Source organism: Mesorhizobium sp. M0174 (assembly GCF_040322275.1).
In the GTDB taxonomy this organism is placed as follows: Bacteria; Pseudomonadota; Alphaproteobacteria; order Rhizobiales; family Rhizobiaceae; genus Mesorhizobium.
The window spans coordinates 171,442-184,517 of sequence record NZ_JAMYTB010000007.1; the positions used below are offsets into that span (position 1 = coordinate 171,442).

Consider the following 13,076-nt stretch of genomic DNA (forward strand, 5'->3'; position numbering starts at 1 on the left):
AAATTCTTCCCCCAATTCCCGAGACTCCGCGCATGCCTGAAAAGACCAACAAAATATCCTTCCAGGGCGAGCCGGGCGCCAATTCCGACACCGCCTGCCGCAACATGTTCCCTTCGATGGAGCCGTTGCCGTGCCCGACCTTCGAGGACGCCTTCAACGCCGTCGAGACCGGCAAGGCCGATCTGGCCATGATCCCGATCGAGAACACCATTGCCGGCCGCGTCGCCGACATCCATCACCTCTTGCCGGAATCGAAGCTGCACATCATCGGCGAATACTTTCTGCCGATCCACTTCCAGCTGATGGTGCTGCCGGGCGTCAGGCGCGACGAGATCAGGACCGTGCACAGCCACATCCACGCGCTCGGCCAATGCCGCAAATACATCCGCAAGAACGGCTGGAAGGCGGCGGTTGCCGGCGACACCGCGGGCGCCGCCAAGATGGTCGCCGCGATGAAGGACCGCACCATGGCCGCGCTGGCGCCGGCACTGGCCTCGACCCTCTACGGGCTCGATATCATCGAGGAGAATGTCGAGGACACCGACAGCAACGTCACCCGCTTCGTGGTGCTGACCAAGAACAAGCAATGGGCCGAACGTCCCTCGGCCGACGCCAAGATGATGACGACCTTCATCTTCCGCGTCCGAAACGTGCCGGCGGCGCTCTACAAGGCGATGGGCGGGTTTGCCACCAACGGCATCAACATGACCAAGCTGGAAAGCTACCAGCTCGGCGCGTTTACAGCGACGCTATTCTACGCCGACATAGAGGGCCATCCCGACGATCCGCTGGTGAAGCTGGCACTCGACGAGTTGCGCTTTTTCTCGCGCGAAATGCGCATTCTCGGCGTCTATCCCGCCAGCGCCTCGCGCGAGCAGTGGAAGGTGGCGGATTAGGACCCGGTCAGGTCAGGCCGAGCTTGTTCTGTTTGGCCGGCTTGCCGCATTCGCGGCGGGCAATCGACCGGTTCATGGCGTCGATCTTGCCGCTTGCCTGGTCGGCGTCGCGCTTGGCTTTTGAGCGAATATCCGGCGTGAACGGGCCAAAGCCCGTCGCCGGGTTGGAGAAGGACGGCTTGGCGTCCACCGGCAGATGATATTGCTGCGCCAGGCCGTTTCGTTGCGCCAGCAATTGATCGCAAGGCACCTTGTCATACAGCAGCGAGGACTGGACGTTTTCGTCCTGCCGTTCGGACATCGAATTGCCGACGCAGCCGGCCATCGCCAGGCAAGATGCCAAGACCGTCATGTTCCAGCGCATGAACGTGCTCCTTGTCTTTCGCCGCTGCGGCTTCTCATGCGCAGCGGCAGAAGTCTTAGCCAGATTTTACGCTGCCGGAAAGCAAGCTTGCCACTACGGCCAGCCCTTCGACCGGTTCGCGGCGATCCTGCCGGATGATCGTTGCCTGCAGCGACAGGACCGAAAAGCCGTCGGCATCCAGAACCCGCTCTATATAGCCTCGCGAATGCGCGTAGCGGCGCGACGGCTGCAGGGCGAAGCCGGCACTGTCAGACGATTCTCCGCCCGGGAGCGTCTCGACGGAGAACGCAAACAGACCGCCGCCGGCAAGCATTCCGGCAATCTTGTTCACCACCCTGTCGAGTGCGCCGACATAGATAAACACATCGGCCGCCGTCACCAGATCGGCTTTCGGGCCAGAATAGCAAAAATCCTGCAGGTCCGTCTTGACGAGCAGATCGTAGAGGCCTTTGGCGCGCGCCTGCCTCAGCATGCCGGCCGAGATGTCGTAACCCTCCAGCCGATCGGCGATTGGCCGCAGCTTCTGGCCCATGAGGCCGGTGCCGCAGCCGAGATCGAGCGCCAGCGAAAACCGGCCCGGCCGTGCTGCCCGGATGGCGCGGTCGAGGCATTCGGGCAGACGGTAGCCGAGCCTGTCGACCAGCTCACCCTCGAAGCTTTCGGCATAGTGGTCGTAAAGCGTCTCGACAAAGGCGCTGGGCGGCGCCTGGGCAGCCGCTGCCCTGCCGATCAATTGCAGCTTGAGCACCGCGCCGAGCCTGTCCGCCGGGTCGAGCCGCAGTGTCGTCGTCCAGGCCTGCGCGGCACGATCGGGCGCGCCCGCCGCTTCCTGCATCTCGCCGAGGCGGAACCAGCCGGCTGGCCATTGCGGCGCCAGTTCGAGCGCGCCGAGCAGCAATTCCGCGGCTGCCGCATGATCGCCGGATGCATAGAGCATTTCGGCATAGTCGGCGCGGCGGTCGGCGGTCAAATCGCCGGACGAGGTCTGGAGCGGTTTCATCGTGATCGAGTTCCGCCGGGTGTTTGCAGCCCGGCTTGCGCTCTATGCTGGAGTCAGCAGTGACTTACAACAGGCTTCCCGCGCCGGAATTAGCGCCTATCTTGGGGCCATGCGCGCCAGCGACCTGCTTCATCCCCGGCCGGAAGGGTTGTATTGCCCGCCCGGCGATTTCTTCATCGACCCGGTGCGGCCGGTCAACCGGGCGCTGATCACGCATGGCCATTCCGACCATGCCCGCTCCGGCCACCGCTCGGTAATGGCGACGCAGCAGACGCTCGATATTATGGGTCTGCGTTACGGCGAAGGTTTTGCCGGAACGACGCAAGCCGCCGTGCTCGGCGAGACGATTGCGCTTGGCGGTGTGGCCGTCAGCTTTCACCCGGCCGGCCATGTGCTGGGCTCGGCGCAGATCAAGGTCGCGCATCAGGGCACATGCATCGTCGCGTCCGGCGACTATAAACGCCAGAACGACGCGACCTGCGAGCCGTTCGAGCCGCTCCAGTGCGACGTCTTCATCACCGAGGCGACGTTCGGCCTGCCGGTGTTTCACCATCCACCCGATTCCGAAGAGATCGCCCGGCTGCTGAAATCGACCGAACAGTTTCCCGAGCGCACGCATCTGGTCGGCGCTTATGCGCTGGGCAAGGCGCAGCGTGTCATGCGGCTGCTGCGCCATGCCGGCTACGAAAAGCCGATCTACATCCATGGTGCGCTGGCCAAGCTCAGCGAATATTACCAGAGCCAGGACATAGATCTCGGCACATTGGAACCGGCGACCGTCGAGACCGGCCAAAAAAGCGACTTTGCCGGCGCCATCGTCATCGGCCCGCCATCCGCCTTCGCCGATCGCTGGGCGCGGCGCTTTCCCGATCCGATGTCGTGCTTCGCCTCAGGCTGGATGCGCATCCGCCAGCGCGCCAAGCAGGGCGGCGTCGAGCTGCCGCTGATTATCTCCGATCACTCCGACTGGGACGAGCTGACAGCAACGATCAAGGAGACCGGCGCGGAAGAAATCTGGGTGACGCATGGCCGCGAGGAGGCGCTGGTGCGCTGGTGCGAACTCGAAGGCATCGCCGCCAGGCCGCTGCATCTCGTCGGCTATGAGGACGAGGGCGATTGATGGCAATTGTTGAACCACCAATCGCGGGCGCCGCGATCCTTCACACCCCCCTCTGGCCTGCCGGCCATCTCCCCCGCAAGGGGGGAGATTGGCTTCTTCGCCGCCGCGCTCATTCCAGCGACGTTCGAGATTGGCGAAACCAGTCGCGACATCCGATCTCCCCCCTCGTGGGGGAGATGTCCGGCAGGACAGAGGGGGGCGCGAAGGATCGCAAACTTCCCCCCTTGGCGCTCCGCTCATGAACCGCTTCGCCGAGCTTCTCGACCGGCTGGTGCTGACGCCGTCGCGCAACGGCAAGCTGACGCTTTTGACCGACTATTTCCGCAGCGTCGAGGATCCGGATCGCGGGCTGGCGCTGGCGGCCATTACCGGCGATCTTTCCATCGCCGCGGTCAAGCCGGCAATGCTGCGCACGCTGGTGATCGAGCGCATGGATCCCGTGCTGTTCGGCTATTCCTACGACTATGTCGGCGACCTGGCCGAGACCGTGTCGCTGGTCTGGCCGCAATCGCCTCTCGATATTGCGAACCACGCGCCGACGCTGGCCGAGGTGGTGGCCAAGCTGCAGGCGGCAAGCCGTTCCGACGGGCCGCAGGTGCTGGCCCGGCTGCTCGACAGCGCCAGCACGTCCGCGCGCTTTGCCATCATAAAGCTGGTCACCGGCGGCCTGCGCATCGGTGTCTCGGCGCGGCTCGCCAAGCAGGCGCTGGCCGATTTCGGCAAGGTCGATATCGCCGAGATCGAGGAACTCTGGCACGGGCTGACGCCGCCTTATGCGGCTCTGTTCGCCTGGCTGGAGGGCAAGGCGGAAAAACCCAGGAAGACGGCGCTGGCGCTGTTCAGGCCAGTGATGCTGTCGAACGCCGTCGGCGACGGCGACCTCGAAAAGCTCGACCCGGCCGACTACGCGGCCGAATGGAAATGGGACGGCATCCGCGTCCAGGCGGTTTGCGAAGGCGGCATTCGCCGGCTCTATTCGCGCACCGGTGACGATGTCTCCGGCGCTTTTCCGGATCTTGCCGAGGCGATGGATTTTTCAGGCTCCCTCGACGGCGAGCTTCTGGTCGGTGACCCCAGGCAGGCGACGGGCACGTTCTCGGACCTGCAGCAGCGGCTGAACCGCAAGAGCGTGTCACCCAAGATCCAGCAGCAATACCCCGCCTTCATGCGCTGCTACGATGCGCTGCAGATTGGTGACGAGGATGTGCGGGGATTGCCCTTCCGCGAACGACGCGGCCGGCTCGAGGCCTTCGTCAGGACACTCGATCCGAGTCGCTTCGATCTGTCGCCGCTGGTCGCATTCACCACCTGGCAGGCGCTGGAGGAATTGCGCCGCAAGCCGCTGCATCCGGTCATCGAAGGCGTCATGCTGAAGCGCTGGGATTCGCCCTATGTGGCCGGGCGGCCGAAGGGGCCGTGGTTCAAATGGAAGCGCGATCCGCACACGGTCGACGCCGTGCTGATGTACGCCCAGCGCGGCCACGGCAAACGCTCGAGCTTCTATTCCGACTACACATTCGGCGTCTGGTCCGGGCCGGAAGGATCGGAGGAGCTGGTGCCGGTGGGAAAAGCCTATTTCGGCTTCACCGACGAGGAACTGAGGCAAATCGACAAATATGTCCGCGACAATACGATTGAGCGCTTTGGCCCGGTGCGCTCGGTACGGGCCGATCGCAGACAGGGCCTGGTGCTGGAGGTGGCGTTCGAAGGGCTCAACCGTTCGACGCGGCACAAATCCGGCGTCGCCATGCGCTTTCCGCGCATTTCGCGGCTGCGCTGGGACAAGCCGGCGGCGGAAGCCGACCGCATCGAGACGCTGCAGGCGCTGCTCGATAGTTAATGCATGTCGCGCAAAAGCGTGCAGCGGTTTTGCGGTAACGACATGCATCAAAACAAGAACCTAAACTGCGTCGCATGAGGCCCGTCCGAACGCGACGTGCTTTACGGAACGACCGAGACGCGAATCTCGTAGATGTCGACCGACTTGCCCTGCTTGTCGAAGTCGGAATTGATGGCGATGGTGCCGGCAGCACCCGGATGCTTGTCGGGAAAGCGCACGTCGAACAGATATTCATTGCGCTCGCGACCGACGGCATAGCGCTTGCGGCCGCAGTCGCCGAGTTCGCCGAAATTGCAATCGACGGAAATCTGCGTCTCCTGGCCCTCCTCGGAGCGCGCGATGATGTCGAATGTGGCATGCTTGCCGGCGAGTTTTTCCAGCGCGCCTTGCCCGACGTCGAAGCTGATGGCCGAACCGGATGCACCCGAGCGGATGCGCAGGAAGGAACCGCTTTCGTCCTGGATAACGTCGGCCTTGGCGTCCGACGGTGCATTGACCTGCGTCGGGTCACCCGGCGAAAACACGTTGATCCAGTCGCGCGCCTGGTCCGCCTCGCCCTGCTTTGGCGGCGAAGCGGTGTTGTCCGGCGTGAAATCATCGCCGTCGACCGTTGGCGGCGCTTCCGGCGGCGCCGTGTCGAGTTCGGTCGCCGATTTGAAGACGCCGGTCTGGTTGGCGAAATAAAGGCCGATGCCGGCGGCTGCGAGCAGCGTCACGCCGAAGAAGATCGCGGTCAAAGGCAGGCGCCGCCGCCTCGCCCGCCGGTCGTCGCGGTCGGGCGTCACTTCCGCGTCGTCGGTTTCGGCTTCGGTCGGAGCCGAGGCCCCCATGTCGATCACCGGCGCCTCGGGAACAGGCGCATCGGGCATTATGTCCGGGACGACCGGCAGGACGCGCGACCGGGGCGCATCGGATTCGGGCGGCTGCGGCGGACCGTCAACGACGACATCGGGCGACGGCGCGGGCTCGGCTTCGGCCGGAGGCTCCACCTCCGGTGCTGCCTCCAAACTGTCGGTCGGCGCGGCGACGTCGGTAACCGCCGGCAGGAATTCCGATTCGATTTCGGTGATCTTCGCCTGGACCGCCTTGCGGCGCTTGATGGCGACTTCCACGGTGACGTTTGGATTGGCCTGCAGGGCACGGTCGAGTGCCGCGAAAGCCGATCGGTAGACCCGCTCGCGAAACGCCCGGTCGTCGGCATTGCCTTTCTCAAAGGCGTTGCGGATCGCTTTTTCGATCGCGTCCAAACGAATTCCCTCTGCAATTCCACTCACATTGTCATGATCGTTAGCCGCAGGCGACCAATCAATCAACAAGCGAGCGGCTGCATTCTGCCTTGCCGAGGGATACAAAGCTCATTTCGGCGGTTTTCGGTAAAGAAATCAACCTTTTTCGCTGATTTTTCCGTCACGGCCCCGACGTGACGGACGGGGCGGCCTGCCGATACGGCATCGCATCGGCGCGGCGGCTGCCCTTGCGCCCGGCCTGGGACGGAGACGAATTGCTCGTCCTGAATTCGCGCAGCCATCTTGAATTCGCGGCCGGTTGCGTCTATCACCCAGCCCATCTTGGAAGCACGGCTTCCCGGGCCGCTTTAGCTCAGTTGGTAGAGCACATCATTCGTAATGATGGGGTCGCGTGTTCGAGTCACGCAAGCGGCACCAGTTATCCTTGGAATTGCCGGCAAATTTAGCCTGTCTGTTAGAAAGTTATTTGGACGCAAGCCCAAATAAGCGAAATCCATGTCCGTAACCGACACGTCGGGCAGTCCGGATTTCCAGGGTGCCCTTCGTAGACTGCCGCGTCGAAGGCGACATGGACGACAGACTGAGTTGCAGCCGGGTCGAAGGAGCGCCTCACCTCACCGGATTGTCGCCCAGCGACGCCACGGTCTTCAGCGCGCCGTCGAGCATGTCGCCCTTCTCGTCCTTCAGCGCCGCTTCGCGCAGGCGCCGGATCCAGTCGGCGGCGTCCGGGCGGCCCTTGACCAGGTCGAGCGCCGACAGCACCCGGTCGAATTTCGACTGCGCGCGGGCGTGGGTGTCGCTGTAACCCTTGATCAGCCGGCGGCAGTTGAGGATCTCCGTACCAAGCGCGTAGTCTTGGCCGACTTGGCCCAGCGCCAGCGCATACCAGCGATCGAGATGCGCGGTCTCGACCTTGTGACGCAGCAGGCGGCGGCGCCAGCGGCGCAAGCCGCCGATGAACCACAAAGCGGCAAAGCCGGCGAAACTGTCGGTGCGGATGTGGCGGCCGCGATTGATGCGGCGGTCGAGAAAGGCGGCGAGCTTCGGCCGGTCCTCGATGTAGCTGCCGAGCCCGGCCGGCAGCGTGCCGCAGAATTCCTCGATGCGCGGATGGAAATATTCGGTCACCTGCAGGACTGAGCCTTGCTTGACACCGACTTCGCGGCGTACGCGCTGGTCGCGCGTCGAGCGTGTCTTCAGATCGGCGACGCGGATCATGTCGTCGTAGCACATGGCGTTGGCCAGATGCTTGGCCGCGGCGATCGACAGCACGTAGTCATGTTCGGCATTGTCCAGGACGACCGCCCGGTCGAGCCGGTCGAGATACTCGCCGCCATAGGCGACGTCCTGGTAGTCGACGACTTTTTTCAGGCCGCGAAGCGCCATGTCGTGCACGGGTAAAGGCAAAGCAGCGACGCGCGCCGCCAGTTGTTGCCAGCCCTTCAACAGGCTTTCCGGCCCGCTGACATTTGTCGCCGCGGCCGAGCGGGTTTCAGCGGCCGCCGGCTGTGCAGTCTTGTCGCCCGAAGGCGCACTCGCGATGGCGCGCGCCCGATCGTAGGCGGCGGCGAAGGCGGCGAGGCTTGCCTTGACGCCGCGGCCGCCGGCGCCGATGGCCTGCTCATAGCTCTCGCGTGTGAACGGCAAGGCATCGGACCCGGCCAGCGCGCCGAGCAGGCTGGCCGAGATCATCGAGCCGTTATCGACGGCGATCTTCTCCATGTCGAAGGCGATGAAGCGCTTGGCCGCGGCTTCAGCCGTGGCGTGCACCTTCGAGGACGATGCGCGGCCGTCGCCGGGTTCGATCTTCTCGGAGACCGCTGCGATGCGGTGCGACGAGGCGATCAGCGTGGTGCGCTCCGGCGTGACGAACCCGCGGATGATGGCGCGGCCGGCTTCCATCAGTTCGGCGGCGATCAATATATCGACGTCGCCCTGCGACGGCGACAGCGCGAAGACCGGCAGCCGGCCGGTGTCGCGGCACATTTCGACATAGTAGATGGTGGCGCCGGTGCGCTGGGCGACGCCGGCAACCGAGGTCGATTGGGCGACGTAGCCGTTGCGCTCGGCGACGTCGGTGATCCAGTCGGCCAAAACGCCGCCGCCCTGGCCGCCAACCGCCAGCACGGCAAGCTTTATGATGCGCCCGTCGTCCAGCGCGCCGGCCTTGGAACGGGTTGATGGGACAGCGTCAAGCATCGGCGAATATCAGCCGCCGGCTTTCGCGGCGGCGCTGCAAGAGGCGGATCGTGGCGCGCCGCGCGGCTTCAAGCAAACGGTCCCAGCGGCTTGGATTATGCACCACGTCGGCGCGGTAGAAGGATGGGCACAGCACCGCCGCATCGGCAACCTCGCCGCAATTGCCGCAGCCGACGCAGCTCTGGTCGATATGCGCCACCGGATCGTCGCGCAGCGGGTCATCGAGCGACTTCACCGACAGCGACGGACAGCCGGAGAGCCGCATGCAGGCATGGTCGCCGGTGCAGATGTCCTCGTCGACGCCGAATTTCGGCTTGACGACCCGCTCACCGCCCTTGATCGCCTTGTCGACCAAAGGCTTCTCGCGACGCTGGCGGTTGAGCATGCATTCGGACGAGGCGACGATGACTTTCGGGCCCTTCTCGTCCGTCGTCAGCGCCTCGCGCAGCGTGTCCTGCATCCTGGTCACATCATAGGTGCGGTCGATGTGGCGCAGCCATTTGACGCCCATGCCTTTCACCGCCTCGGTGATCGGATGCTTGGTCGACTTCGTCTTGTTGCCGGCGCGGGAGGAAAGGATATCCTGCCCTCCCGTCGCCGCCGAATAGAAATTATCGACGATGACGATGACGCCATCGTTCTTGTTGAACACGGCATTGCCGATCGAGGACGTCAGGCCGTTGTGCCAGAAGCCGCCGTCGCCGACGAAGGAGATCGAGCGGCGCTTGGCATCGGGCGAGTTGAACGCCGAGGCCGAGGCCGGCCCCAGCCCGTAGCCCATGGTGGTGGCACCGAGCTCGAAAGGCGGCATGATCGAGAACAAATGACAGCCGATGTCGGAGGCGATGTGGTGCTTGCCCAGCTCCTGCTCGACCAGCTTGGTGGCGGCGAAGATCGGCCGCTCCGGGCAGCCGACGCAGAAGCCGGGCGGCCGGCCCGGGACGACGTTGATCAGGTCGGCGGTGTCGAGCCCGTCGCCGATCTTGTTGGGCGCGCGGACCTCGCTTGGCAGCAGATGCGGGATGGTGGCACGCAGGAACGATCCGATGCCGTCGAGCATCACCTGGCCGGTATATTCGCCGGCCATAGGCAGATGTTCCTTGCCAACGAGCTTGGTGCCGCGGCCGGCCTTGTGCAGCATCGCGGCAAAGGCCTGTTCGATGTAGTTGGGCTGGCCTTCCTCGACGACGAGCACGGCGTCCTTGCCTTCGCAGAAGGACAGGAATTCGTCATCGACCAGCGGGTAGACGGCGTTCAGCACATAGAGCGGCACGTCGGTGTCGCCATAGGTGTCGGCGAGGCCGAGCCGCTGCAGCGCCCGGATGACCGAATTGTACATGCCGCCCTGCATGACGATGCCGACCGAGCCGTGCTCCGGGCCGAAAAACTCGTTGATCTTATTGGTACGGATGAAATCGACCGCCGCCGGCCAGCGTTTCTGCACCTTTTCTTTCTCGTGCAGGAAGGACGCGGGCGGCAGCACGATGCGGCCGGTGTCGCGGCGCGGCGCCTCGAGCGCATCGGCCACCGTCATCGCCGGGCGCTTGTTGTCCTTGGCGATGAAATGGCCGTGGACATGGCAGCAGCGAATGCGGACCTGCAGCATGACCGGCGTGTTGGAAACCTCGGACAGCTCGAAGCCGTCCTCCACCGTCTTGACGATCGACGGCAGGTTCGGGCGCGGGTCGAGCAGCCAGACCTGACTCTTCATGGCGAAGGCGTGGCTGCGCTCCTGCATGATCGAGGAGCCTTCGCCGTAATCCTCGCCGACGATGATCAATGCACCGCCGGTGACGCCGCCGGAAGCGAGATTGGCGAGCGCGTCGGAGGCGACATTGGTGCCTACCGTAGACTTGAAGGTGGCCGCGCCACGGATCGGATAGTGCACCGATGCCGCCAGCATGGCGGTGGCGGTGGCTTCCGAGGCGCTCGCCTCGAAATGCACGCCGAGCTCGCCCAGAATATCCTGCGCGTCGGCCAGCACGTCCATCAAATGGCTGATCGGTGCACCCTGATAGCCGCCGACATAGCCGACGCCGCATTGCAGCAGCGCCTTGGTGATGGCGAGAATGCCTTCGCCGGAAAACTCCTCGCCGGCGCCGAGCCTGAGCTTTTCGACTTCCTTGGCAAAAGACCGTTCGGCCATTTTGGACTCCTTCCGTTGCCGCCGGGATCCGGCGGCGCGTAAGCTTAGATGTCGTGCTTGTGAATGTTCTTCAGCATCTTCTGCAATGTCGCGATCAGCGCCGCGTATTCGGCATCGTCGACATCGTCGAACATTGCCTCGAAAGCATCGTGCATGGCCGGCCAGGCGCGCGCGAACTCGGCGCGGCCATCGTCGGTCAGGAACACATGGCGGATACGGCTGTCGGTGACCCCCTGCTCGCGCCGAACAAACCCTTGCCCCTCCAGCGTGTCGAGCGTGCGGCTCAAGGTCGACTGCTCGATGACGGTATAGACCGAGAGATCGTTGACGGTGACGCCATCGGTGACCGACAACACGGCGAGCGTGCGCACCTGCGGAATGGTCAGGCCTTGCTTGCGGAAATTGTCGCGCAGCGTGGCGTTGTAGCGGCCCATGATGCGGTTCATCAGATAGGGCGCGAACTGCTGCAGGCCGATCTGGCCCAAAGTCGAGATGCGCTGGCGTTTTTCAACCTTCTGTTCCATCACAGCCTCCCCGCCAGGAGAAAGCCGGAGCCGCCGCCCAAGCCCGCACCCGGATGGGTCGAGGCGCCGATGTGGTAGAGACCCCTGACCCCGGTTTCGTGATTGCGGCTCGTCTTGAGCGGCCGCCACAGAAACGACTGGTCGATGGTCGAGGAACCGCCATAGGGGTCGCCGCCGACCAGATTGATGTTCATCGCTTCCAGGTCAGCCGGCGAACAGGCGCGGCGCGCGATGACGCTGTTCTTGAACCCATCGATATGGCTGGCGAGGATCGCTTCGGCACGGTCGGCGTAGGCTTCGCGCAGCGCCTCGGTCCAGCGACCGTCTGCCGGTGTTTGCAGTTTGCCGGCGGCATCGCCCTTGATATGGCGTGGCGCCTCGGGCAGTTGCAGCCACAGGATCGCCTTGCCGTCCGGGCAGCGCGACGGGTCGAGCGCGTGCGGCTGGCCGACGCAGATGGTCGGCACCTCCGGCAGCAGGCCGCGCACGGCCTCGTTGCAGGCCTTCGACACGCCGTCGAGCCCCGGTGTCAGATGCAGCAGCGCGACCTTGTCCAGGCCCTCGCTGCGCCATGCCGGCGGCTTGTCCAAGGCATAGTGGATCTGGAAATTGCCCTTGCCGTAGCGGTATTTTTGCGCTGCCTCGACGTCGGCTTTTGAAACCGCGCCGCCGAGCAGCCGCCCGTAAAGCTGGGTCGGCGTGACCGAGCAGATGACGCTCTGGTTCACGCTGATCGTTTCGCCCGAAGCCAGCCGCACGCCGGCGGCGCGGCCTCCGCCTTGGACAATAGCCGCCACGTCGGCGCCGGTGCGGATTTCGCCGCCACGTTCCCTGATCAGGGCTTCGAAGGCAGACAGCAGATTCCTGGCGCCGCCCTTGACAATCGGCGCGCCGGCCGCCTCAAGCGCGAAGGCGATGACCTTGGCGATCTGGCCGGAGAACGCGTCCTCAGGCCCAAGGCCGGCATGCAGCACCCAGGGCGCCCACAGCGCGCGCATGGTTTCCGACTGGTAGGTGCTTTCCAACCAACCGCGCGCTGGCACCAGCGCGCTGCCGAGAAAGGCGGCAAGGCCACGCGGGCCGCGCCGCCAGGCTTCGCCCGCGAGCAGCTTTGCCGTCGGGTAAGACCACAGGCTGCCGCCGAGCAGACCGAACAGCAGGCCAGCATTGCGTTCGATCTCGCCGACATCGTTTGCGTGCCGGTCGCCGTCGCCCGCGGCAAGCGCATTGATCGCCGCTACATTGGCGATACGATCGGTGCGCAGGACGGCATGGCTGCCGTCCGGGCGCAGCACACCGGTCGGCGTGGAGGTGTTGCAAAACTCCAGGCCGTGCCGCGCCAGATCCTTGCCCAGCGCCGCATAGGCCGGCGAGGTGATGAACAGGACAAAGGTCGTCGCCATCACGTCGTGGATGAAGCCGGGCGCGGTGATTTCTTCGGTGCGCATGCAGCCGCCGATGCGGTCGTTGCGCTCGAGCACCAGCACCTTCGCCCCCTTGCCGCCAAGCATCGCCGCGCAAACCAACGCGTTGATGCCGCTACCGACGATGATGTGATCGATATCGCTCATCGAGGGTTGCTCCGGGTGAGCGGAAGGTGGAATTCATTTGTGTGGATTGGCGTTTCTTCGCGCCCCCCTCTGTCCTGCCGGACATCTCCCGCACTTGGCGGGAGATCGGCTGTCACCGCGGCCTTCGCCACTCTCCAACGTCGCAGGAATGAGCGGGGCACCGAAACTG

At 64.7% G+C, this 13,076-nt stretch carries 10 protein-coding genes and 1 tRNA gene; 4 read left to right on the plus strand and 7 right to left on the minus strand.

The window, feature by feature from the left end; translation table 11 throughout:
* Nucleotides 1–32 precede the first annotated feature (32 nt).
* Entirely contained in the window at nt 33–896 is an 864-nt protein-coding gene (locus NKJ13_RS16810; protein WP_254816209.1) for a prephenate dehydratase, read from the plus strand.
* A gap of 7 nt (nt 897–903) precedes the next feature.
* Here the strand turns inward: NKJ13_RS16810 and NKJ13_RS16815 are convergent, their stop codons facing one another.
* Both NKJ13_RS16815 and NKJ13_RS16820 read right to left on the minus strand, forming a co-directional pair.
* The gene (locus tag NKJ13_RS16815; RefSeq protein WP_352777902.1) at nt 904–1,260 is read right to left on the minus strand and encodes a hypothetical protein; all 357 of its coding nucleotides are present in this window, start codon (nt 1,258–1,260) and stop codon (nt 904–906) included.
* A 55-nt stretch (nt 1,261–1,315) separates the two neighbouring features.
* The gene (locus NKJ13_RS16820; RefSeq protein WP_352740891.1) at nt 1,316–2,260 is read right to left on the minus strand and encodes a methyltransferase domain-containing protein; all 945 of its coding nucleotides are present in this window, start codon (nt 2,258–2,260) and stop codon (nt 1,316–1,318) included.
* Between the two features lie 109 nt (nt 2,261–2,369).
* Here NKJ13_RS16820 and NKJ13_RS16825 point away from each other — a divergent pair, with 109 nt between their 5' ends.
* Both NKJ13_RS16825 and NKJ13_RS16830 read left to right on the plus strand, forming a co-directional pair.
* The gene (locus tag NKJ13_RS16825) at nt 2,370–3,380 is read left to right on the plus strand and encodes a ligase-associated DNA damage response exonuclease (protein ID WP_352702546.1); all 1,011 of its coding nucleotides are present in this window, start codon (nt 2,370–2,372) and stop codon (nt 3,378–3,380) included.
* 238 nt (nt 3,381–3,618) lie between these two features.
* The gene (locus tag NKJ13_RS16830; RefSeq protein ID WP_352739409.1) at nt 3,619–5,220 is read left to right on the plus strand and encodes a cisplatin damage response ATP-dependent DNA ligase; all 1,602 of its coding nucleotides are present in this window, start codon (nt 3,619–3,621) and stop codon (nt 5,218–5,220) included.
* Nucleotides 5,221–5,321: 101 nt separating this feature from the next.
* On the opposite strand, the gene NKJ13_RS16835 is transcribed toward NKJ13_RS16830, so the two are convergent.
* Nucleotides 5,322–6,467 (minus strand): hypothetical protein, encoded by a 1,146-nt coding sequence (locus NKJ13_RS16835; RefSeq protein ID WP_352777904.1) that lies wholly within the window; start codon nt 6,465–6,467, stop codon nt 5,322–5,324.
* 341 nt (nt 6,468–6,808) lie between these two features.
* Between NKJ13_RS16835 and NKJ13_RS16840 the strand changes: the two genes are divergently transcribed.
* A tRNA-Thr gene (locus NKJ13_RS16840) sits at nt 6,809–6,884 on the plus strand.
* A gap of 192 nt (nt 6,885–7,076) precedes the next feature.
* Here NKJ13_RS16840 and NKJ13_RS16845 read toward each other — a convergent pair.
* The 4 genes from NKJ13_RS16845 to NKJ13_RS16860 are packed head-to-tail and all read right to left on the minus strand — an operon-like array spanning nt 7,077 to nt 12,907.
* Nucleotides 7,077–8,666 carry an indolepyruvate oxidoreductase subunit beta family protein gene (locus NKJ13_RS16845; RefSeq protein ID WP_352739405.1) on the minus strand — a complete coding sequence of 530 codons (1,590 nt, stop codon included), beginning with the start codon at nt 8,664–8,666 and terminating at the stop codon, nt 7,077–7,079.
* Entirely contained in the window at nt 8,659–10,812 is a 2,154-nt protein-coding gene (locus NKJ13_RS16850) for a thiamine pyrophosphate-dependent enzyme (protein ID WP_352739403.1), read from the minus strand. Before NKJ13_RS16850 ends, NKJ13_RS16845 begins: the two co-directional genes overlap by 8 nt.
* A gap of 44 nt (nt 10,813–10,856) precedes the next feature.
* Complete coding sequence (locus NKJ13_RS16855; RefSeq protein WP_352739401.1) at nt 10,857–11,336, minus strand: MarR family winged helix-turn-helix transcriptional regulator; 480 nt, start codon at nt 11,334–11,336, stop codon at nt 10,857–10,859.
* On the minus strand, nt 11,336–12,907 hold the full coding sequence (locus NKJ13_RS16860; protein WP_352739399.1) for a phytoene desaturase family protein: 1,572 nt from the start codon (nt 12,905–12,907) through the stop codon (nt 11,336–11,338). Before NKJ13_RS16860 ends, NKJ13_RS16855 begins: the two co-directional genes overlap by 1 nt.
* Nucleotides 12,908–13,076: the final 169 nt, after the last annotated feature.

What these genes read in the sequence shown, in the direction of transcription:
- NKJ13_RS16845 (WP_352739405.1), bottom strand. Translation starts at nt 8,666, where the DNA reads ATGCTTGACGCTGTCCCATCAACCCGTTCCAAGGCCGGCGCGCTGGAC.
- NKJ13_RS16820 (WP_352740891.1), bottom strand. Translation starts at nt 2,260, where the DNA reads ATGAAACCGCTCCAGACCTCGTCCGGCGATTTGACCGCCGACCGCCGC.
- NKJ13_RS16855 (WP_352739401.1), bottom strand. Translation starts at nt 11,336, where the DNA reads ATGGAACAGAAGGTTGAAAAACGCCAGCGCATCTCGACTTTGGGCCAG.
- NKJ13_RS16850 (WP_352739403.1), bottom strand. Translation starts at nt 10,812, where the DNA reads ATGGCCGAACGGTCTTTTGCCAAGGAAGTCGAAAAGCTCAGGCTCGGC.
- NKJ13_RS16825 (WP_352702546.1), top strand. Translation starts at nt 2,370, where the DNA reads ATGCGCGCCAGCGACCTGCTTCATCCCCGGCCGGAAGGGTTGTATTGC.
- NKJ13_RS16810 (WP_254816209.1), top strand. Translation starts at nt 33, where the DNA reads ATGCCTGAAAAGACCAACAAAATATCCTTCCAGGGCGAGCCGGGCGCC.
- NKJ13_RS16860 (WP_352739399.1), bottom strand. Translation starts at nt 12,907, where the DNA reads ATGAGCGATATCGATCACATCATCGTCGGTAGCGGCATCAACGCGTTG.
- NKJ13_RS16815 (WP_352777902.1), bottom strand. Translation starts at nt 1,260, where the DNA reads ATGCGCTGGAACATGACGGTCTTGGCATCTTGCCTGGCGATGGCCGGC.
- NKJ13_RS16830 (WP_352739409.1), top strand. Translation starts at nt 3,619, where the DNA reads ATGAACCGCTTCGCCGAGCTTCTCGACCGGCTGGTGCTGACGCCGTCG.